Origin of the sequence: Corynebacterium sp. HMSC070E08, assembly GCF_001808895.1 — a bacterium.
GTDB classification, from domain to species: Bacteria; Actinomycetota; Actinomycetes; order Mycobacteriales; family Mycobacteriaceae; genus Corynebacterium; species Corynebacterium hiratae.
Genome location: NZ_KV794760.1, coordinates 21,982 through 39,404 on the forward strand (window position 1 = coordinate 21,982; position 17,423 = coordinate 39,404).

Below are 17,423 nucleotides of genomic sequence, written 5' to 3' on the forward strand. Positions count from 1 at the left end.
TCGGTACGCCTCCATAGCTCAGTGGATTAGAGCAGTGGGTTTCTACCCCATGTGTCGCGGGTTCGAATCCTGCTGGGGGCACGCAGTTCAGAGCCACTTTTTGAGATTTGCCATAACGTCAAAAAGTGGCCTTTAGGCACCTTTTGGGCACACTCCTATGGACATTACTCTCGCCACTTTTGACTACGCCCCGGAATCCGCGCTGCGCGGACTGCGTTTCAGTAACGCCTGGGTGCCGTCGCCAAGCTATGCGGAATCGCGCCGCGGGGTGCTCACGGGACAGTACCCGCAGCGCGGCGCCACCACCCGTATCACGGAGATTTTCGCGGCCGCCGGCTTCGAGGTCCGAGAAGATGCCCTCCCCGCGTCCTCACCGGTCTTTCGCCTCCTCGAGCAGCCGCATCCCCAGCTGCTGGGTGACCTGGAGGGCGTCGTGGCGGTCTGTTCCCTACAGGGCGAGAAGTCCGCGATGTCCCTCCTATGGCCCGGCGTAGCAGACTCCGGGGAGTGCGCAGAGCTCGTCTCCCCTCTCGACCTAGCGCCCACGCTCGCGGCAATCGCGGGGCTGGATGTGCGCCCCAACGCCCCGCTGTCCTTCGACGGTCTCAACCTGGTTCCGGTGCTCCGCTACGGTGCCTCCGGGCACGCAGCACTCTTCTTCGACAACGGCGTACGTATGCAGGACGCCGTGCTTGTCGACGGCTCCGCTACCCCGCCCAGCACCTTGCTGCGTCTGCAGGAGGAGTGGGAAACGTGGAAGAGGTTTATGGCTTTCGGCCCGCTGCAGTAGCTACTCCACCGGGATAACAACCCAGAGGATGAGATAGAGCAGGATTCCTGAGAAGCCCAGCAGAGTCGCAACAACGAAGAGAATGCGCACCAGGGTCGGATCGAGGTTGTAGGTCTGCGCAATGCCGCCGCAGACGCCGCCGAGCATCGTGTCAGTAGTGGAACGAGTTAAACGTTGGTTGGTCATGATGTCTCCTTTCGCTTTCTATTATCCAGAGTTGGGGCCGAGGAGACATCAGTGTTTACCCTGATTTAGACCCTGAGTGCTCTACGCTGGGTGGAGACTTCCCACCCCTGAGAGAAAGGACGCCGTTTCATGGCTCACTCCCCCGGGCTGCCCGCCCCTACCCGCTCCTCGTATGCACTGCTGACTGGTGCCAGCCAGGGCATTGGCGCTGCGATGGCCAAAGATCTGGCCGCCCGTGGCTACAACGTCATTCTCGTTGCTCGCCGTGAAGAGGTCCTCGAATCCATCGCTGCGGACCTACGCTCCCGTCACGAGGTTGATGCCATTGCGCTGGCTGCGGATCTCTCCGAGGCGGCGGACGTTGACCGCGTTATCGAATTCATGGCGGGCAAGGAAATCTCCATCATCGTTAACTCGGCGGGCATCGCCAGCTTTGGCAAGTTCATGGATCAGGACTGGGATTATGAAACCCGGCAGTTCGATCTCAACGGCAAGGCCGTTCACCGTCTGACCCGTGCCGCGCTGGAGCAGATGCTGCCGCGGCGCAGCGGCGCTATTTGTAACGTGGGCTCGGCTGCGGGCAACGTCTCCATTCCGAACAACGCCACCTATGTTTTCACCAAGGCAGGTGTCAATGCCTTTACTGAGGCCCTGCACTATGAGCTCAAGGGCTCGGGGGTGACCTGCACTCTGCTGGCTCCTGGCCCGGTGCGCGATGCTGTTATCCCCGAGGAGGAGCAGTCCATCGTGGATAAGGTCGTCCCGGACTTCTTGTGGACCACCTACGAGTCCTGCTCCGAAGAAACCCTCGAGGCCATGGCCCGCAACCAGCGGCGCGTTGTCCCCGGCCCGCTCTCCAAGGTGATGAATGCACTGGGCAAGATTGTGCCGACCCCAATTGTTGCGCCGATCATCGGCAGTTTCTATTCCAAGATGGCCTAGGACACGACAAAGCCCGCTCTCTTTGGGAGAGCGGGCTTTTGCGTTACTTAACCCTGGAGCGGCGAGTCCTGCGCAATGGCTTTCTGCGCGGCCTCCTGCCGGGCGAGCTTGCGCTCTACCCAGAACTCAGCGTTCTTGATTCCCAGCGCCTCTGGGTCAAACTGCGGGTCCTTGCCGGCAGCCTTCTGTGCGCTGTAGTCCTTGAGGCACTTGAGAGCCGGGACCTGCAGGAAAAGAATGGCGATGATGTTGAGCCATGCCGTTGCACCAACACCGATGTCACCCAGCGCCCAGGCGGAACCCGGAGTCGTCGTCGCGCCAACGACCACGGACACCACGAGGAGAATACGCAGAATCCAGACGAGCGCGCGGCGGGTGGTCTTGTTGCTGATCCAGCGGTTGAAGTAGGTCAGGTTGACCTCCGCCATGTAGTAGTACGCCAGGACGGTGGTGAAGGCGAAGAAGGCAATGGCGATGGCGACGAAGCTCGGGCCGAAACCTGCCAGCAAGGTGTCGAGGCCGTGCTGGACAAAGCCCGGTCCAACTTCAACGCCATCCGGGAGGGAGCCTGCGTAACGCACAGGGCCTTCCTCCGACTCGCCCTCGAAGACCTTGTACATGTCAGTGGAGATGATGATGAACGCGGTAGCGGAGCACACGAAGAGGGTGTCAATGTACACCGCGAAAGCCTGCACGAAGCCCTGCTTCGCTGGGTGAGAAACCTCTGCCGCCGCGGCCGACTGCGGGCCGGTACCCTGGCCTGCCTCGTTGGAGTAAATACCGCGCTTCACGCCCCACATGATGGCCGAGCCCAACAGGCCAGAGAAGGCCTGCTCGGCGCCGAAGGCGGACTTGAAGATCATGCCGAAGACCTCAGGGATCTGGTTGAAGTTCATGATCAGAATGATGATGGCGAAGAGAATGTACGCAGCCGCCATGAACGGAACCACGAGGGACGCGAAGTTAGCGATACGCTTGACGCCACCGATAATGATGATGGCCAGAATTCCGCCCAGAACCAGCGCAGACCAACCAACTTCGATGCCCCAAGCATTCTTAACGGCGGCAGCCACACCATTAGCCTGGATACCAGGCAGGAAGTAGCTGGTAGCAAGAATCATTGCGACGGCGAAGACGATGCCATAGACCACCATGAACGGGCCGGCCTTGGTGTGCTTATAGGCCTTTTCGATGTAGTAAGCCGGGCCACCGCGGTACTCACCAGTGTCCTGGTCCTTCTCTTTATAGACCTGGGCCAAGGTACATTCCACGAAGGAGGTAGCAGACCCCAGCAGCGCCACCGCCCACATCCAAAACACAGCGCCCGGGCCACCGAACGCAATAGCCGTAGCAACGCCGGCGATGTTGCCTACGCCGACGCGGCCGGCCAAGGAAATCATGAGCGACTGGAAGGACGAGACACCCGCCTCGGAGCTCTCGCCGTCCTTGAGCTGTTTAATCATGTCCGGAATGCAGCGTATCTGCAGAAACTTAGTCGCTAGCGTGAAGTAAATGCCCGCGCCGAGACATAGAAAGACCAGCGCTGGTGACCAGATAAGGGCATTGAGGGTGTCGAGAAAGGCTGACATCGGTGGGGTACCATCCTTCGCAATATGTGAGTGCCATCACGTTAAAGGCTGCCCTAATAATGTCCCATCGACTAAGGTTTTCGTGAGCGAAATCATGAAAAAGTTGCGAAAAGGGCATACCTCAACCTCCGCAATCACCCCAAATCACCAGTTCACATCGTTTAAGGAGCGCCTCCCTTACCAACAGATCTGGCCTACCCCCATCTACCCCCGCGCTGGCACCTCCCGAACCTCACCCAAGGAGAAACTATGGTGGAACCCATGAGTGATATCCCCGCTAAGAATGATCGCCTTGTCTGGATCGATCTGGAAATGACCGGACTGGAACCACAGCGCCACGTCATCGTGGAAGTTGCCGCCGTGATAACCGACGCCGAGCTGAACATCCTTGACGAAGGCATCGACCTCGTCGTGCACGCCACGGAGGAACAGCTCGCGGAGATGGACGACTTCGTCACCACAATGCACGCAAACTCGGGACTGGACAAGGAAATTCGGGAATCCACGCTCACCATCGAAGAAGCAGAGGACGCAGTGCTGAAGCTCGTCGAAAAGCACTGCGATCCGAGCCACCCTGCTCCCCTGGCGGGCAATTCAATCGCCACAGACCGCGCCTTCATCCGCGCTTACATGCCACGTCTGGATGCCGCGCTGCACTACCGAATGATTGATGTTTCCACTATTAAAGAGCTCGCCCGCCGCTGGCACCCGCGGGCTTATTACAACCAACCGGAAAAGGGAATGGCACACCGGGCACTGCAAGACATTATCGAGTCCATCCGCGAGCTCGATTTTTACCGTCGCAGTGTTTTCCGCACCGACGACGGCCCCTCCTCCACGGAAGCCGAGGAATTAAAGGCTGCTACAACCGCCGATTACCAGGCGTTTTTGTAAAACCGACGACGTGGGTTAACCTGTATCTCGTTGCTTTCGGGCAACGATGGTGGCTGTAGTTCAGCTGGTAGAGCACCAGGTTGTGATCCTGGGTGTCGCGGGTTCGAGCCCCGTCAGCCACCCCGAATAGACCCCCGCATCCTGCTTGAGCAGGATGCGGGGTTAATTTTTTGCGCCGAACCACCCTAGCCTTGGATATGTTAGCCTTACCTAATCTAGTATTGTGTAGGCTCCCGCCCTCACAGCAACTCAAGTATCCCGAAGGACAGTGATAGCAATGGCTGCCCAAACTAAAGAAGCGGCGCCGAAGCGCAAGCCCCGCAAGGCGCATGAAGCGACCGTGCTTGGTCGTCACCAGGTTTCTCCGGATTTGGTTCGGTTGAGCATGAACTCTCCAGCATTTGTGGGCAAAGAGCTGGAGTTTACGGATCACTACATCAAGCTGTTGTTCGTGCCACAAAGCGCTGACTACTCTTGGCCGTTTGATGTCCAACAGATTCGTGAAGAGCAGCCGCGTGATAAACACCCGATTCTCCGCACCTATACCCTGATCAACCTGAACCCGGAAACCGGGGACTTCGACGTTGACTTTGTCACCCACGGTGATTCCGGCTTGGCCGGTCCATGGGCACGAGTAGCTGAGGTCGGAGAGAAGATCGGTTTCCTCGGCCCAGGTGGCGCGTGGGGACCCACCGAAGAGTATGCGCACTTTGTGTTCGCCGGCGATGAATCCGCGGCACCGGCCATCAGTGCCGGCTTGAAGCGTCTCCCCGAAGGCGCGACTGCAACTGCATACATCGAGATCGCGGCCGAAGACCGCACGTTTGAACTCCCCACCCGCGAGGGCATGGAGGTCATCTGGGTGGTCCGCAATGGAGCTACCCCTGGTACTAAGCTATCCCGCGTGGTGCGCGAAGCTGGTATCCCCACGGGGAAGAAAACCAGCTGGTTCATCCACGGTGTCGCCGAAATGATCAAAGAGCTGCGTCGCTTCCTTTTCGTGGAATCTGGAATTCCCAAGGAAGACGTTTCTATCTCTGGCTACTGGCGCATCGGCATGACTGAGGACCAGTGGCAGGCCTCCAAGCGCGAATTCAACGCAGAGATTGAAGCCGAAGAAGACAAGGCCAAAGCCTAAACCTCGCTCGCACGTTAGACTGCGGCAATGATCGATTTCACCGCCTCCGCAGACATTGTCGCTCCCCAACTGCTGGGAATGGTGCTGACGCACAACGGCGTCTCCATTCGCATCACAGAGGTGGAGGCCTACCTCGGCTCAGGCGATGAGGCTTCGCACACCTTTAACGGACGTACTCCACGCAACGCCGCCATGTTCGGTCCACCCGGCCGCCTCTACGTCTATGTGTCCTATGGCATCCACCGAAACGGCAATATCGTTTGTGCACCCGAAGGTACCGGCGAGGGCTGCCTGCTGCGGGCCGGCGAAGTAATCGACGGCTTAGACCTCGCCTACCAACGCCGGGGCGACACCGATTTTTATAACCTCGCCCGCGGCCCTGGCAATGTGGGCAAGGCCCTTGGCTTCAGCATCGAGGACAACGGCACGCCCGTACTCCTCAGCGAGCGCGAAGAGGAGCCAGAGTGGGTCCGCGGCCCACGCATTGGAATCTCCAAGAACCAAGACGCAGCCTTGCGCTTTTGGATCCCCTTTGACAAGACGGTGTCGCGACGCCGCGGTCTCCCCCGCTAATTCTTATGTGAGGGGCATGGGGCGAACCGCCCCATGCCTCACCCAACTACGCCAAGGCTGCTCGCACCAACTCTGCTGCTTGGGACGGGGTCTTTCCTACCTTTACACCGGCGGCCTCCAGTGCTGCCTTCTTTCCTTCTGCCGTACCGGAACCGCCCGAGACGATGGCACCGGCGTGGCCCATCGTCTTACCCTCTGGTGCGGTAAATCCAGCAATGTAGGCAATGACCGGCTTCGTCACATGGTCCTTGATATAAGCCGCAGCGTGCTCTTCTGCGTCGCCGCCAATCTCACCGATCATGATGATTGCCTCGGTGTCCGGGTCATTCTGGAATGCCTCGATCGCAGAAATATGCGTCGTACCGATGATCGGGTCACCACCGATTCCCACGCACGTGCTAAAGCCGATGTCAGAGAGCTCGTACATCATCTGGTACGTCAACGTGCCCGACTTCGACACCAAGCCAATCTTTCCCGGGTTCGGAGCGGTCTCCGCCGGGATAATGCCCGCATTGGATTCACCCGGCGTGTACAGCCCTGGGCAATTGGGGCCGATGATGCGCGTCTTGGACTCTCGCCCCAACGCATAGAGCTCCGCAGTGTCCTTCACGGGGATTCCCTCGGTGATGATCACGACGAGCTCAATGCCAGCGCGGATCGCCTCCTCCGCCGCATCCTTGGTGAACTTTGCCGGCACGAAGATGACGGTGACGTTAGCGCCTGTCGCCTGCATAGCCTCGCGCACGCTGCCAAACACAGGGATCTCGCGCCCATCAATGTCCACGCGTTCGCCTGCCTTGCGCGGGTTGACGCCACCTACGATGTTGGACCCGGACGCCAGCATGCGGCGCGTGTGCTTCATGCCTTCCGAACCCGTCATGCCCTGCACAATGATCCGCGAGTCTTTGTTGAGAAAAATCGACATATCTACTCCTAGTTCGCCAGCTCAGCAGCCCTGCGGGCAGCAGCATCCATGGTTTCAACCTGCTCCAGTTTGGGCAGGTGTGCGTCATTAAGAATCGAGCGTCCCAGCTCGGCATTATTGCCGTCGAGGCGCACCACGAGCGGCTTGGGTTCGATCCCCTCAGAATCCAAAATCTTGTACGCCTGCACGATGCCCTTGGCAACCTCGTCGCACGCGGTAATGCCACCGAAGACGTTAACGAAGACAGATTTCACTTGCGGGTCGCTGAGAATCACCTCAAGCCCGTTAGCCATCACTTCCGCATTGGCCCCACCGCCGATATCGAGGAAGTTCGCGGGCTTCGGCTGCGATGCAAGATCCTCGCCGGCGTAGGCCACGACGTCGAGCGTTGACATCACCAAGCCAGCGCCGTTGCCGATGACACCCACCGAACCATCGAGCTTGACATAGTTCAACCCCATCTTCTGCGCCTTGAGCTCCAGCGGGTCGGTCGCACCGTGGTCTTGCAGGTCGCGGTGCTCGGGGTGGCGGAACTGCGCGTTATCATCCAGCGTGACCTTGCCATCGAGCGCAATAATTTCGCCGCTTGACGTCTTGACCAGCGGATTAACTTCCACCAGCGTGGCGTCTTCCTCGGTATAGACCGTGTAAAGCTTCTTGAACACGGGCACGAGCTTGGCGACGTCCCCCTCATCAAACCCCGCCTCATATGCCATGTCCCTAGCGAGGGTGTCCGTCATGCCGTCGAGCGGGGAGAAGCTGCGCTTAATCAGAGCGTCTGGGCGCTCCTCGGCCAGCTTTTCAATCTCCACGCCACCTTCCTTGGAGAGCATGGCCAGGTAACGGCGCTTGGTGCGATCGAGGAGGATCGAGAAGTAGTATTCCTCAGCGATGTCTGCGCCTTCTGCCACCATCACCTTGCGCACGGTGTGGCCCTTGATTTTCAGGCCCAGGATCTCGTTGGCCTTCTCCGCGGCTTCCGCGGGGCTGTGCGCTAGCTTGACTCCCCCGGCTTTGCCGCGCCCACCGGTTTTGATTTGTGCCTTGACCACAACCACCGGCGTGCCCAGCTTCGTGGCTGCTTCCTCAGCCTGCACGGCCGAGGTCGCAACAATGCCCTTCAGGGTGGGAACCCCATGAGCTTCAAAGAGGTCTCGAGCTTGGTACTCGTAGAGATCCACTTCTGCCTCCATCTTTGCAGTGAATAACTAGTTCTCCACAAGATTCACCAAAACAGAGACGTGATGCAAACCACTTAACATTCGCGCCTGCGCAGTGCTTCACAAAGTGCGCGGGCATGACGCAACGCCGCCCGTTGCAAGGCCACAGTATGCCAATAGCGAATTAACTGACTTCACTTTCGGGGGCACCCTAGACGGTAACCCTAGGCAACGCTGTCAATAATCGCGGCCAATTCCTTCGATGCGCTCTTCATGTCTTCCACGTCCTTCGCATCACCCATCGAGTGCCGGAACATGTAGTTAACCACTTCCGCATTACCCACGGTGGTCACGCAAAAGAACTGCCGCAGGTCCGCCTCCGGGTGCTTCGCGCAGGCAAAGTAGCGGCCACCCTCAGTGAAGTCGAGGTCCTCAAAAGGTTTGACCTCTTCGCCGTTCTCTCGCTCCTGACGCTGATAGTCCTCGGCAATGAACGAGCGCACGTCTCGCGCGGCCTGCTCATTGTCCTGTGGACAGGGGTCAGTTTCTTTCTCATCTAGATAGCTGGAACCGACCATAAACTGCAGCCCATCCGCCTGATAGAAGCGCCCCCAGCCATCAGGCTCACCCGCGTCATATGTGGGGTCGTGCGCCAGGCCAGCGAATTCCTCCGGCATCGCCTCCAACAGCGCCGGGACATCGAATTCAGTCGCGCACGTACCTTCCTCAGCTGGAGCGGCAGCGCTAACGCTTGATACAAACGGGCTTGCACTTTCGCTTTCCTCATGCGTGCTACCGCCTTCCGAGGAGCACGCCACCAACGCCAACGGCGCTAGTAGCACTATCGCAGCTCGCTTATACCAGTTCATCCGGGGCCCTTTCCTTGGCAGTTTTTCCGCAAGACTACCCCGGCAATCAACCGGGCTACTGGTTAGCGGTAGCGTTCCCCGCAGACCACGTCTCCCAGTCCATGTTCCAATCCCCCAGGCCGTCGAGCGGGCTCAACACGCCACCGCCGGTGTTGGAAACCCTCACGATATCGCCGCGCTTGACCGTGTTTTGGAACCACTGAGCAGCCTCAGTAGTCACGTTGATGCAGCCGTGGGACTGGTTGTAACTGCCCATCGCACCCACAGCCCAGGGCGCCGCGTGGACATAGATTCCGGAGTAAGACATCTGGGTCGCCCACTGAACGTCGGTCTTATAACCGCCGGCGTCGAGAGCCAGGCCAAAGGTAGTCGAGTCCATAGTGAGGGACGGGTACTGGTCACCGATGATGTAGGCGCCATTCGGGGTGTCCCACTGGCCATCCCTGCCCATCGACACCGGAATGCGGCGCAGCACCTCGCCATTCTTGAACACCGACATCATCTTCGTGTTGTTATCGACCAGCGTGATGACGCGGTCACCGATAGTGAAGTTGGTGGAGGCATCCTCGCCGCCGTAAACACCGCCGCCGAGGTTGCGACCGTACAGGTCGACGTCGACAGTCACTTTCGTGCCCGGCTCCCAGTAGTTCTGCGGGCGCCAGCGCACCTCCTGGTTATTTACCCAGTAGAACGCCCCCTCAACGGCAGGCTCGGTCTTGACCGTGATGGCCTTCTCGGCCGCCTTGCGGTCGGTGACGTAGTTGCCGAAACGCACGCCGATAACCTGGCCCACTCCTACTTCGGAGTCCGGCAGCGGGCTCAACGCCACCTCAGACACCGCCGCGGCCTGCGGGGTAGTGAAGGTGATGGTCTTGTGGGTGCCATCCTTGTCTGTGGCATCGATGGTGTAGGTGCGGTTGTAGCCCAAAACTTCGGCACTCTTCCACGTGGTCGAATCACTCGACAGCTCGTCCTCCACCACTTTGCCAGCCTCGTTGGTCATCGTCACCGACTTCAGGCCCGCAGGAGAAGTGACCTCGACCGGTTCGGAAGGATCGACATCACTAGCACCGTCTTTGACAGAGAACTGTAGTTGCTTCGCCTTAGCGGCTGCCGACGCCGACGCATCCGCCGCCGCACTCACTTGGGCGTCTGCCTCAGAGTGGCTATCGGCCGGGCTGGAGTTCTCGACCCCGCCAATGGTGCAGGCGGTCAGAAGGGAGGCAGTCGCAATGAGACTCGAGAGAAGCACTGCGGGACGTGCAGAAGGGAATAGAGAGTGCACACAAACCCCTAGCTCATAAAAGGACGAACAAGGACAAGAGTGCACTAAGCCTAACTGCCTGCACGGCCTTCTCACTAGTTAGCGCCACCGCCCTTAACCGTTTCGTTACCGGTCTTCCCCACTCCCACATTCCACGCTTTCAAAGAAGAGAAAAGTAGCCGCTACCTAAGGAGCTCAAAAACCTTTATTCACCTGGCGATTTTACCTTTTCAGGAAGAGGGTGTTAAAGTTACATCTCGTTGCACGGCAGGCACTGAGGAAATCAGAGCCAGCTAGGTAAACACCAGCGCCATTAGCTCAATTGGCAGAGCAACTGACTCTTAATCAGTGGGTTCGGGGTTCGATTCCCTGATGGCGCACAGTTTAACCCCCTTCATCCTAGATGAAGGGGGTTTCTTCGTCCCTTAAGCCGACGACCGCGTTAAGGGGTTAAGGGGGTTAGGCCTTTAAGACCCGAAGACCTCCAAGCGCTGCGTCTTGGGCCGCCACCAGGCGGCATATTCGGCAGTGAATTCTTTATGCTCCGGCCCGGCAATCTCATCGAGGGCACGCATATAGTCAGGCACCAGCGTCCGAGGCAGGCGCAGCCCCACCGTCAGATGCGGGGTCCACCTTGGGCCGCGCCCCTCGGGGTTCGCGGCACTTATCTGGCGCGCCGCAATCTCTAGCTCATCGGTGGTCTCCAGAAGCCAGGCCACGGTCTGCTTGCTTTTCCTCCCGAATACCACCGTCCCGACGCGATGAAACAGCGCCGGCAGTAGCGGCGGCAACAGAGTGCGGGCCTTGTCGACGACTGCGGTCTCGAGCGCCGGCGCAAACGTTACCGTAATGTGCGGGCGCTGGTGCTGCACCGGAAAGCCACGCTGAGCCAGGGCAGCATAGACGTCCCGGAGGGTATTTTCATCCTCTGGGGTGAGGTACAACAGGAGGTTTTCGGGCGAATTTCGGCTCACACGGCCCGAGTCTAACTAACCTCCCGCAGCGCCACGACGGGTTGCCCGCGGTGGTCCAGCACATCCGTCTCTACGCCGTAGACCTCGCGCAAGAGCTCCTCCGTGAGCACCTCCCCCGGCGCGCCATGGGCGCAGGCCTTGCCACCATGGAGCACGACGAGCTGGTCGCACATCCGGGCGGCCAGGTTGATGTCATGAATCGCCACCAACGCGAGGCTTCCTTCCTCCCGAGCTTTTGCCCGCACGCGGCCCAAGACGAAGAGCTGCCGGTTGAGGTCGAGGGCGGAGGTGGGTTCGTCGAGAAGCATGAGCCCAGGGGTCCCCACCAGCATCTGCGCCACGGCGACGAGCTGGCGTTGGCCGCCGGAGAGCTCGTTGAGGTAGCGCTGCGCAATGTCGTCGAGCCCCATGGAGTGCAGGACCTCGGCGGTGCGGGTGATTGGGTCCTCGCACGCTTCGCGCCGCGCCGCAATCAGCACCGCTTCAAACGCGCGCAGCGCCGCGGTGTGCGGCAGGCCCTGCGGCACATAGCCGATAAGCTGGCGGCGCCGCTGTCCGCGCGGGCTCTGGCCGTCGACGCGAAAGTCCACCGTGCCGCCCCGCGCGCGGTGCACGCCGGCGAGCGTCTTGATGGTGGTGGTCTTGCCGGACGCGTTCGGCCCCAGCAGCCCCACGACCTGCCCGCCGCACAGGGTGGGAAGGCTCAGCCCGTCCACCACCGTGCGCGAGCCATAGCCGGCAGATAGATCGGTGATGGTGAGTTCTACGTCCACAATGCCCTCCTTCGGGTCATGACGATGGCGATGAAGAACGGCACGCCCAGAAGCGAGGTGACGATGCCAATGGGGATGGCCAGCCCGGGCTTAATCAGGAGGCTTAGCGCGTGGGCGGCGCACATCACCGCCGCGCCCGCGGCCATGGAGGCCGGCACGAAGTAACGCTGGTCCTCACCCACCAACATGCGCGCAATGTGTGGTCCCACCAGCCCGATAAATCCGATGATGCCGGCGAAAGCCACGGTGGTGGCCGCGACGAGCGAGACCACGACGAGAACAATCACGCGTAGGCGGGAGGTGTTGATACCGAGGGCGGTGGCGCGGGCGTCACCAAGCCGCAGCGCCGTTAGCCGCCACGACAGCGCTCCCAGGATGGGCAACGCCACCGCAAGCACGCCGGCCAGCACGGCGTTGGCCTGCCAGCTAGCGCGGGTGAGCGAACCCATGGACCAAAAGACGATCTGCTGGAGAGCCTCGCTGGAAGAGCGGTATTGAATGAGCGCCAGCATGGCCTGGAAGAAGAAGACGAGGCCGATGCCGAGCAGCACCATCGTCTCGGACTTCGCACCGCGAATAACGGCGGCGACGACGATGATGGCCGTGGCCAGCGCCGCCGACAGCCACGCGATGAGCGCGAGGTTGAACTGCGGCTGGGCCAAAAGCTGCCAACGCAACACGATGGCACTGGCTCCGCCGAAGGCAGCCGCCGCGGAAATACCGAGAGTAAAGGGTTCCGCCAGCGGATTATCCAGGATGGTTTGCATCTGTGCGCCAGCCAGTGACAGGCTGGCGCCGATAAGCAGCGCCATGACAGCCATAGGCAGGCGCAGGCTCCACAGGACTGTACGCGTTTGCTTGTCAACACCTCCCGGATCCACCATCCCCCGCAGCACCTGACCCGGGGTGAGGTCGATGGCGCCGACGATAACGCTGACGACGAAGGCGGCGAGAGCCACGACGATTAGCCCGGCGACGATGGCGATGCGGCGGCGTGTTACACGGGAGTGCTCGCATGCCAGGGCCTCCACGGGAAGAACTGCGGTTTCTGCGCGCGTGGTCCGTTCAGGGCTTGCCGAGCGCCCGGTTGATGTGAGAATGCTCATGACTAATTGGTGCTGAAGAAGGTTCCGTCGCCTGGGACGGGCGAGTATTTCTCTTGGGCTTCTGCCCATTCTTGCTGCACGTTGACGTCTGCGTAATCCTCCGGGTGGAGCCACGCGGCGATCTGGAGGAGTGCTAGGTAGTTGAAGGGCGAGTTGTAGAACTGGTGCCACAGGCCGTGGAGGTTGTGCCCCTTGACGGCGGAGAGGTCCTCAAAACCAGGTTGGACGCCGGCCAACGTGGCAGCGCTGTCGTGGGCATCCTTATCGCTGATGCCATAGCCGACGGCAGCGAATCCGGTGTGCCCTTTTGCGTTATCAGCCTTGGCGGACCAGTCGCCGCCGGTAGCAATGATCATGTCGGGATCAGCATCGATGACCTTCTCCGGGGTCAGCGCGCCGGACTCACCTTCGATGATGCCGTCTGCCACGTTCTTCCCGCCGGCGACGTTGACCAGCTCAGAAATGTTGGAGTCGTTCCACGAGCCACAGCAGTCGGAAATACCTGCTGCGCGCCACACGAAGGTAGAGGGCTTGCCCTGCGCCTTGGTGGCGCGCTCGGTCACCAGGTCCACGTTCTTTTGCCAGTCCGCGATGAACTCCTCCGCGCGGTCCTCGTGGCCAAAGATATCGGCGAATATTTCCATGGTGGGGACGGTGTTCTCCAAGGGCTTGGCGCGGAAGTCTGTGACGGCATAGGTCAGGCCGGCCTGGTCCAGCTTGTCAGTGAGCCCAGCGGTCTGGGAGGCCTCGTACTGATCCTTGGAGAGCACGATGAGGTCCGGGTCGAGGCTGATAAGTTCCTCCACGGTCACGTCACCCTTGGTGAAGCCGCCGATTTCCGGCAGCTCGTTGACCTTGGGCGCGGTCTTTTCCAGCTCGCGGTAGTAGTCGGGCACATTCTGCTTAAGGTCCGATCCGATGGCCACGACCTTGTCCAGCGGGTCTTCCTTGTTGAGGATGCCGGTGGCAAAGACGCTGCGGCCTTCTCCCAGGATGACGCGTTCCGGCGCGTGGTCCAGCTCCACCCGGCGGCCGGCAAGGTCTGTGAAACTCACAGCGGCAGTCCCCTGCGCTCCCGTGGCCTGCTCGCTGCCGGCATCGGCATTGTCGGAGGCACAGCCCGCCAGCACGCTGGCCAGCGCCGCCACCATGGCGCACGCCCCTACTACTCGCCCGACGCGCGGACGGGATGCCTGGCCTGCAGGCGTCGATACGTGAAGCACGATTTCTCCTTCAAACTTTGGTCTTATGGTCTGTTCGGAGGTTCATACTACACAGAGAGGTAAGGCTACCCAAAGTTCGCGCAGGGTAAGCAATGCTTCCAGTAACGCATACGGAGCACAAAAATGCCCCACCCCGGGGTATTTCCCAAGGCAGGGCCTCTAGGTATGCAGTCGCGCCCAACGGCGCTAACCGGCTCTAGCGACGCTCAGCGAGCAGGCGCTGCAGCTCCTTGATGTCGGACTTACGGCGCTTAGAGCGGAAGACGGAAAAAGCGATGAGGCCTACGACGGCCGCACCAACGCCGGCGAGCGCCATCTGCACATTGCGCTCCTGCAGCTTCTGGGTGGCCGCCCCCTTCGCGTCCTCAACGAAGTTCTGCGGCTTGCTGCGATCAGCGAGCTCATCCAAGGTGCTAGCCAGCTGACGGCGGGTGCGCTCGATGTCGCGCCGGATATCATCAATGTTGCGTGCCACGTGAATCTCCTGAATTTTGACTTCGTTCGGTGTTGTTGTGGTTAGTGTCTTTCTAACCGTTGTGGTTCTAACGTCGACATTCTACATTGACCACCAGCTCCCCTGCAGAGTTGGCCATGCTTTGTCTCACCCATGCTGCACCGAGCAGACTTAGATTCGCGAAAGAGCCCCATGGTCGAGCACGGTAAGGTAGACAGCATGACTGAAGCACAACGACTATCCGTAGGAGACAAGGCTCCCGCTTTTTCCTTGAGCGATGATGCCGGCAACACCGTAAGTCTGAGTGACTATGCCGGCCAGCGCGTGGTGGTCTACTTCTATCCGCGCGCCAACACCCCTGGCTGCACGAAGGAAGCTTGCGACTTCCGCGATAGCTTGGAGCAGCTCAATGGCATGAACATCGCCGTGGTGGGCATCTCTCCCGACAAGCCCGAGGCCCTAGCTAAGTTCCGGGAGGACCACGAGCTGAACTTCCCGCTGCTCTCTGACCCCGACAAGGAGGTCATGACTGCGTACGGCGCTTTCGGTGAGAAGAAGAACTACGGCAAGGTAGTCCAGGGTGTTATCCGCTCCACGTTCCTCGTCGAGGAAGACGGCACCATTGGCCAAGCCATGTACAACGTCAAAGCCACCGGCCACGTCGCCCGCGTGCTCAAGGGGCTCAACTAAACCGTGGAATCCAGCTCGAAGTCACCGGAGATTCTAGTCCCGAGGCGTCGCCCAGCGCAGGCACGCAGCCGGGCCAAGTATGACCGGATTTTGTCCTGCGCGCGTCAGACGCTCGTGGACCATGGCTTCGAGTCTTTCACTTTCGACGAGGTCTCGCGCCGTGCGGAAGTGCCGATTGGCACGCTGTATCAATACTTCGCCAACAAGTACGTGCTGATCTGCGAGCTCGACCGCCAAGACACCGCCGAAATGCTGGCGGAGGTTGAGCGTTTTTCCCAGCGCGTGCCGGCCCTGCAGTGGCCGGACTTTCTCGAGGAGTTCATTGATCGCATGGCGCGGGTCTGGCGCGAGGACCGCTCGCGCCGCGCGGTGTGGCATGCCGTGCAGTCCACGCCGGCCACCCGCGCCACGGCCGCTGATACGGAGCTTTCTCTGCTCAAACCCATCGCCGAGATCATCGAACCACTTGCCCAAGGCATGGACGAGTCCGCCCGGGTGGAGATTGCGGCCTTCCTCGTCCACACCGTGGTCTCGCTGCTTAACTACAGCACCATGCGCTCGGAGGAGAGCTTCGATGGCGTGGTGGAAGAAGTTAAGCGCATGCTCATCGCTTATCTCTTCGCCATCGCCACGAGCGCCTAGCCAAACCCAGCGAAGCCAGGCGCGTTTAGCGCGAAAGGTGCACGACAGCGGTGGCGTAATCACCATCGTGGCTGATGGACAGCGCCGTAGAAAAATCCCCCAGGGATTCTCGCGTGAGGCGGGCAATCTCGCCCCGCAGCTCGAGTGTTACGCGGCCCCACGCATCGGGGCGGACCTCAATCTCGGCCCAGTCCACGGCCTCCTCCGCTAGGACCGGCGGATGCCCGTAAAGCGCTTGCGACCACGCCTTGATGAAGGCCTCCTTCGCCGCCCAGCGCCCTGCGAGGTGCTGCGCGCGGGCAGCACCTCTCAGTCCACGGGCCTGTGCCACACGCAACTCGGAGGAGCTGAAGACCCGCGCAAAGCGCGTTCCGGGGAGCTCCAGCTGCTGGGCAAAGGAGGGGATGTGCACCAGATCCGTGCCCAGGCTCACGCCACTCATAGTCATGCAGGCCAGCTTAGTTGCGCCTACTGTGGCCTAGCGCGCCAGCTCCTGTTTGAGCTCCTCCAGCTCGTCGCCGCCGGCCATCCACTGGGTCAGCTCCGGCAGCGTGACCTCTTCCTTGGAGGCATCCAGCGACATCTGCCCCACCGTGAGCACGATGAAATGATCGCCCACAAGGTAGGCGTGCTGCGGGTTGTGCGTAATGAACACCACGCCCATGCCGCGTTCGCGGGCGGCGTCGATAAAGCGCAGCACCATGCCCGACTGCTTCACACCAAGAGCGGCGGTCGGCTCGTCCAAGATGATGTAGCGCGCGCCGAAGTAGATGGCGCGAGCAATGGCGACTACTTGGCGCTGGCCACCGGAGAGGGCAGAGAGTTCCACGGAGACGTCGCCAAGCTCAATGCCCATTTCGGCCAGCTGGTCATGCGTAATGCGCTTCATCTCTTCCTCGCGCAAGCTCCCCAGCGCCCCGGTGAGTTCCTGGCCCAAGAAAAAGTTGCGCCACACCGATAGCGAGGGCACCAGCGCCAAATCCTGGTACACGGTGGCAATTCCGGCATCAAGGGAATCGCGGGGGCTGGCGAAGTTCACCTCTTCCCCATCGACGGTGATGGTGCCGCCCGTGGGCTGGTTGAGGCCGGCGAGGATCTTGATCAGCGTGGACTTGCCCGCGCCGTTATCACCCAGCACGCAGGTCACTGCGCCTTCCTTGACGCTGAGGTTGATACCGCGCAGGGCGTGGAAGTTGCCGAAGGTTTGGGAAATATCGTGCAGCTCAATCAT

20 protein-coding genes and 3 tRNA genes are annotated in these 17,423 nt (G+C 60.6%); 10 read left to right on the forward strand and 13 right to left on the reverse strand.

What is annotated here, in order from left to right; translation table 11 throughout:
- The first annotated feature begins 7 nt into the window (after positions 1–7).
- Together HMPREF2526_RS06710 and HMPREF2526_RS06715 are read left to right on the forward strand one after the other, a co-directional pair.
- A tRNA-Arg gene (locus tag HMPREF2526_RS06710) sits at positions 8–81 on the forward strand.
- Positions 82–157: 76 nt separating this feature from the next.
- Entirely contained in the window at positions 158–790 is a 633-nt protein-coding gene (locus HMPREF2526_RS06715) for an alkaline phosphatase family protein (RefSeq protein WP_049155814.1), read from the forward strand.
- On the opposite strand, the gene HMPREF2526_RS06720 is transcribed toward HMPREF2526_RS06715, so the two are convergent.
- Positions 791–976, reverse strand: a complete 186-nt coding sequence (locus HMPREF2526_RS06720; RefSeq protein WP_046647333.1) for a PspC domain-containing protein — start codon at positions 974–976, stop codon at positions 791–793.
- A 129-nt stretch (positions 977–1,105) separates the two neighbouring features.
- Between HMPREF2526_RS06720 and cmrA the strand changes: the two genes are divergently transcribed.
- Positions 1,106–1,918 (forward strand): mycolate reductase, encoded by an 813-nt coding sequence (gene cmrA, locus HMPREF2526_RS06725; RefSeq protein ID WP_049155810.1) that lies wholly within the window; start codon positions 1,106–1,108, stop codon positions 1,916–1,918.
- 47 nt (positions 1,919–1,965) lie between these two features.
- Here cmrA and HMPREF2526_RS06730 read toward each other — a convergent pair whose 3' ends face one another.
- Positions 1,966–3,507 carry an alanine/glycine:cation symporter family protein gene (locus tag HMPREF2526_RS06730; protein WP_070546597.1) on the reverse strand — a complete coding sequence of 514 codons (1,542 nt, stop codon included), beginning with the start codon at positions 3,505–3,507 and terminating at the stop codon, positions 1,966–1,968.
- A 261-nt stretch (positions 3,508–3,768) separates the two neighbouring features.
- Here HMPREF2526_RS06730 and orn point away from each other — a divergent pair, with 261 nt between their 5' ends.
- The 4 genes from orn (at position 3,769) to HMPREF2526_RS06750 (ending at position 6,112) form a co-directional block, all read left to right on the forward strand.
- On the forward strand, positions 3,769–4,401 hold the full coding sequence (gene orn, locus HMPREF2526_RS06735; RefSeq protein WP_046647412.1) for an oligoribonuclease: 633 nt from the start codon (positions 3,769–3,771) through the stop codon (positions 4,399–4,401).
- Between the two features lie 49 nt (positions 4,402–4,450).
- Positions 4,451–4,523, forward strand: a tRNA-His gene (locus HMPREF2526_RS06740).
- 155 nt (positions 4,524–4,678) lie between these two features.
- Positions 4,679–5,539 (forward strand): siderophore-interacting protein, encoded by an 861-nt coding sequence (locus HMPREF2526_RS06745; protein WP_070546599.1) that lies wholly within the window; start codon positions 4,679–4,681, stop codon positions 5,537–5,539.
- Between the two features lie 27 nt (positions 5,540–5,566).
- Positions 5,567–6,112, forward strand: coding sequence for a DNA-3-methyladenine glycosylase (locus HMPREF2526_RS06750; protein WP_070509717.1), 546 nt, complete (start codon positions 5,567–5,569; stop codon positions 6,110–6,112).
- 46 nt (positions 6,113–6,158) lie between these two features.
- Here the strand turns inward: HMPREF2526_RS06750 and sucD are convergent, their stop codons facing one another.
- The 4 genes from sucD to HMPREF2526_RS06770 form a co-directional block, all read right to left on the reverse strand.
- Positions 6,159–7,037 (reverse strand): succinate--CoA ligase subunit alpha, encoded by an 879-nt coding sequence (sucD, locus tag HMPREF2526_RS06755; RefSeq protein WP_070509719.1) that lies wholly within the window; start codon positions 7,035–7,037, stop codon positions 6,159–6,161.
- Positions 7,038–7,045: 8 nt separating this feature from the next.
- The gene (sucC, locus tag HMPREF2526_RS06760; protein ID WP_175973599.1) at positions 7,046–8,218 is read right to left on the reverse strand and encodes an ADP-forming succinate--CoA ligase subunit beta; all 1,173 of its coding nucleotides are present in this window, start codon (positions 8,216–8,218) and stop codon (positions 7,046–7,048) included.
- A 203-nt stretch (positions 8,219–8,421) separates the two neighbouring features.
- Entirely contained in the window at positions 8,422–9,066 is a 645-nt protein-coding gene (locus HMPREF2526_RS06765) for a hypothetical protein (RefSeq protein WP_046647341.1), read from the reverse strand.
- Positions 9,067–9,121: 55 nt separating this feature from the next.
- Positions 9,122–10,351, reverse strand: a complete 1,230-nt coding sequence (locus HMPREF2526_RS06770) for a L,D-transpeptidase (protein ID WP_049155797.1) — start codon at positions 10,349–10,351, stop codon at positions 9,122–9,124.
- A 286-nt stretch (positions 10,352–10,637) separates the two neighbouring features.
- On the opposite strand from HMPREF2526_RS06770, the gene HMPREF2526_RS06775 reads away from it, so the two are divergent.
- Positions 10,638–10,710, forward strand: a tRNA-Lys gene (locus tag HMPREF2526_RS06775).
- A gap of 87 nt (positions 10,711–10,797) precedes the next feature.
- On the opposite strand, the gene HMPREF2526_RS06780 is transcribed toward HMPREF2526_RS06775, so the two are convergent.
- The 5 genes from HMPREF2526_RS06780 to HMPREF2526_RS06800 form a co-directional block, all read right to left on the reverse strand.
- Complete coding sequence (locus HMPREF2526_RS06780; RefSeq protein ID WP_070546601.1) at positions 10,798–11,304, reverse strand: 2'-5' RNA ligase; 507 nt, start codon at positions 11,302–11,304, stop codon at positions 10,798–10,800.
- A gap of 11 nt (positions 11,305–11,315) precedes the next feature.
- Complete coding sequence (locus HMPREF2526_RS06785; protein WP_070546604.1) at positions 11,316–12,077, reverse strand: ABC transporter ATP-binding protein; 762 nt, start codon at positions 12,075–12,077, stop codon at positions 11,316–11,318.
- Positions 12,068–13,183 carry a FecCD family ABC transporter permease gene (locus HMPREF2526_RS06790; RefSeq protein ID WP_246819874.1) on the reverse strand — a complete coding sequence of 372 codons (1,116 nt, stop codon included), beginning with the start codon at positions 13,181–13,183 and terminating at the stop codon, positions 12,068–12,070. The genes HMPREF2526_RS06785 and HMPREF2526_RS06790 overlap by 10 nt, the downstream gene beginning before the upstream one ends.
- Before the next feature lie 2 nt (positions 13,184–13,185).
- Positions 13,186–14,334, reverse strand: coding sequence for an ABC transporter substrate-binding protein (locus tag HMPREF2526_RS06795; RefSeq protein ID WP_070546606.1), 1,149 nt, complete (start codon positions 14,332–14,334; stop codon positions 13,186–13,188).
- Between the two features lie 268 nt (positions 14,335–14,602).
- Positions 14,603–14,881 (reverse strand): DUF3618 domain-containing protein, encoded by a 279-nt coding sequence (locus HMPREF2526_RS06800; RefSeq protein WP_070546608.1) that lies wholly within the window; start codon positions 14,879–14,881, stop codon positions 14,603–14,605.
- A gap of 198 nt (positions 14,882–15,079) precedes the next feature.
- Between HMPREF2526_RS06800 and bcp the strand changes: the two genes are divergently transcribed.
- Together bcp and HMPREF2526_RS06810 are read left to right on the forward strand one after the other, a co-directional pair.
- Entirely contained in the window at positions 15,080–15,550 is a 471-nt protein-coding gene (gene bcp / locus HMPREF2526_RS06805; protein WP_070509732.1) for a thioredoxin-dependent thiol peroxidase, read from the forward strand.
- A 3-nt stretch (positions 15,551–15,553) separates the two neighbouring features.
- Positions 15,554–16,192: a TetR family transcriptional regulator gene (locus tag HMPREF2526_RS06810; protein ID WP_070546609.1), complete on the forward strand. Its 639-nt coding sequence runs from the start codon at positions 15,554–15,556 to the stop codon at positions 16,190–16,192.
- A 25-nt stretch (positions 16,193–16,217) separates the two neighbouring features.
- Here HMPREF2526_RS06810 and HMPREF2526_RS06815 read toward each other — a convergent pair whose 3' ends face one another.
- Positions 16,218–16,634, reverse strand: coding sequence for a holo-ACP synthase AcpS (locus tag HMPREF2526_RS06815; protein ID WP_070546610.1), 417 nt, complete (start codon positions 16,632–16,634; stop codon positions 16,218–16,220).
- 36 nt (positions 16,635–16,670) lie between these two features.
- Complete coding sequence (locus HMPREF2526_RS06820) at positions 16,671–17,423, reverse strand: ATP-binding cassette domain-containing protein (RefSeq protein ID WP_046647351.1); 753 nt, start codon at positions 17,421–17,423, stop codon at positions 16,671–16,673.

Bases quoted from the DNA above. Each gene is read 5' to 3' on its own strand.
- bcp (WP_070509732.1), top strand. From the start codon at position 15,080: ATGACTGAAGCACAACGACTATCCGTAGGAGACAAGGCTCCCGCTTTT.
- HMPREF2526_RS06750 (WP_070509717.1), top strand. From the start codon at position 5,567: ATGATCGATTTCACCGCCTCCGCAGACATTGTCGCTCCCCAACTGCTG.
- HMPREF2526_RS06790 (WP_246819874.1), bottom strand. From the start codon at position 13,183: ATGAGCATTCTCACATCAACCGGGCGCTCGGCAAGCCCTGAACGGACC.
- HMPREF2526_RS06815 (WP_070546610.1), bottom strand. From the start codon at position 16,634: ATGAGTGGCGTGAGCCTGGGCACGGATCTGGTGCACATCCCCTCCTTT.
- sucD (WP_070509719.1), bottom strand. From the start codon at position 7,037: ATGTCGATTTTTCTCAACAAAGACTCGCGGATCATTGTGCAGGGCATG.
- HMPREF2526_RS06720 (WP_046647333.1), bottom strand. From the start codon at position 976: ATGACCAACCAACGTTTAACTCGTTCCACTACTGACACGATGCTCGGC.
- cmrA (WP_049155810.1), top strand. From the start codon at position 1,106: ATGGCTCACTCCCCCGGGCTGCCCGCCCCTACCCGCTCCTCGTATGCA.
- HMPREF2526_RS06745 (WP_070546599.1), top strand. From the start codon at position 4,679: ATGGCTGCCCAAACTAAAGAAGCGGCGCCGAAGCGCAAGCCCCGCAAG.
- HMPREF2526_RS06795 (WP_070546606.1), bottom strand. From the start codon at position 14,334: ATGGTGGCGGCGCTGGCCAGCGTGCTGGCGGGCTGTGCCTCCGACAAT.
- HMPREF2526_RS06765 (WP_046647341.1), bottom strand. From the start codon at position 9,066: ATGAACTGGTATAAGCGAGCTGCGATAGTGCTACTAGCGCCGTTGGCG.
- HMPREF2526_RS06715 (WP_049155814.1), top strand. From the start codon at position 158: ATGGACATTACTCTCGCCACTTTTGACTACGCCCCGGAATCCGCGCTG.
- orn (WP_046647412.1), top strand. From the start codon at position 3,769: ATGAGTGATATCCCCGCTAAGAATGATCGCCTTGTCTGGATCGATCTG.
- HMPREF2526_RS06820 (WP_046647351.1), bottom strand. From the start codon at position 17,423: ATGATTGAGCTGCACGATATTTCCCAAACCTTCGGCAACTTCCACGCC.
- HMPREF2526_RS06730 (WP_070546597.1), bottom strand. From the start codon at position 3,507: ATGTCAGCCTTTCTCGACACCCTCAATGCCCTTATCTGGTCACCAGCG.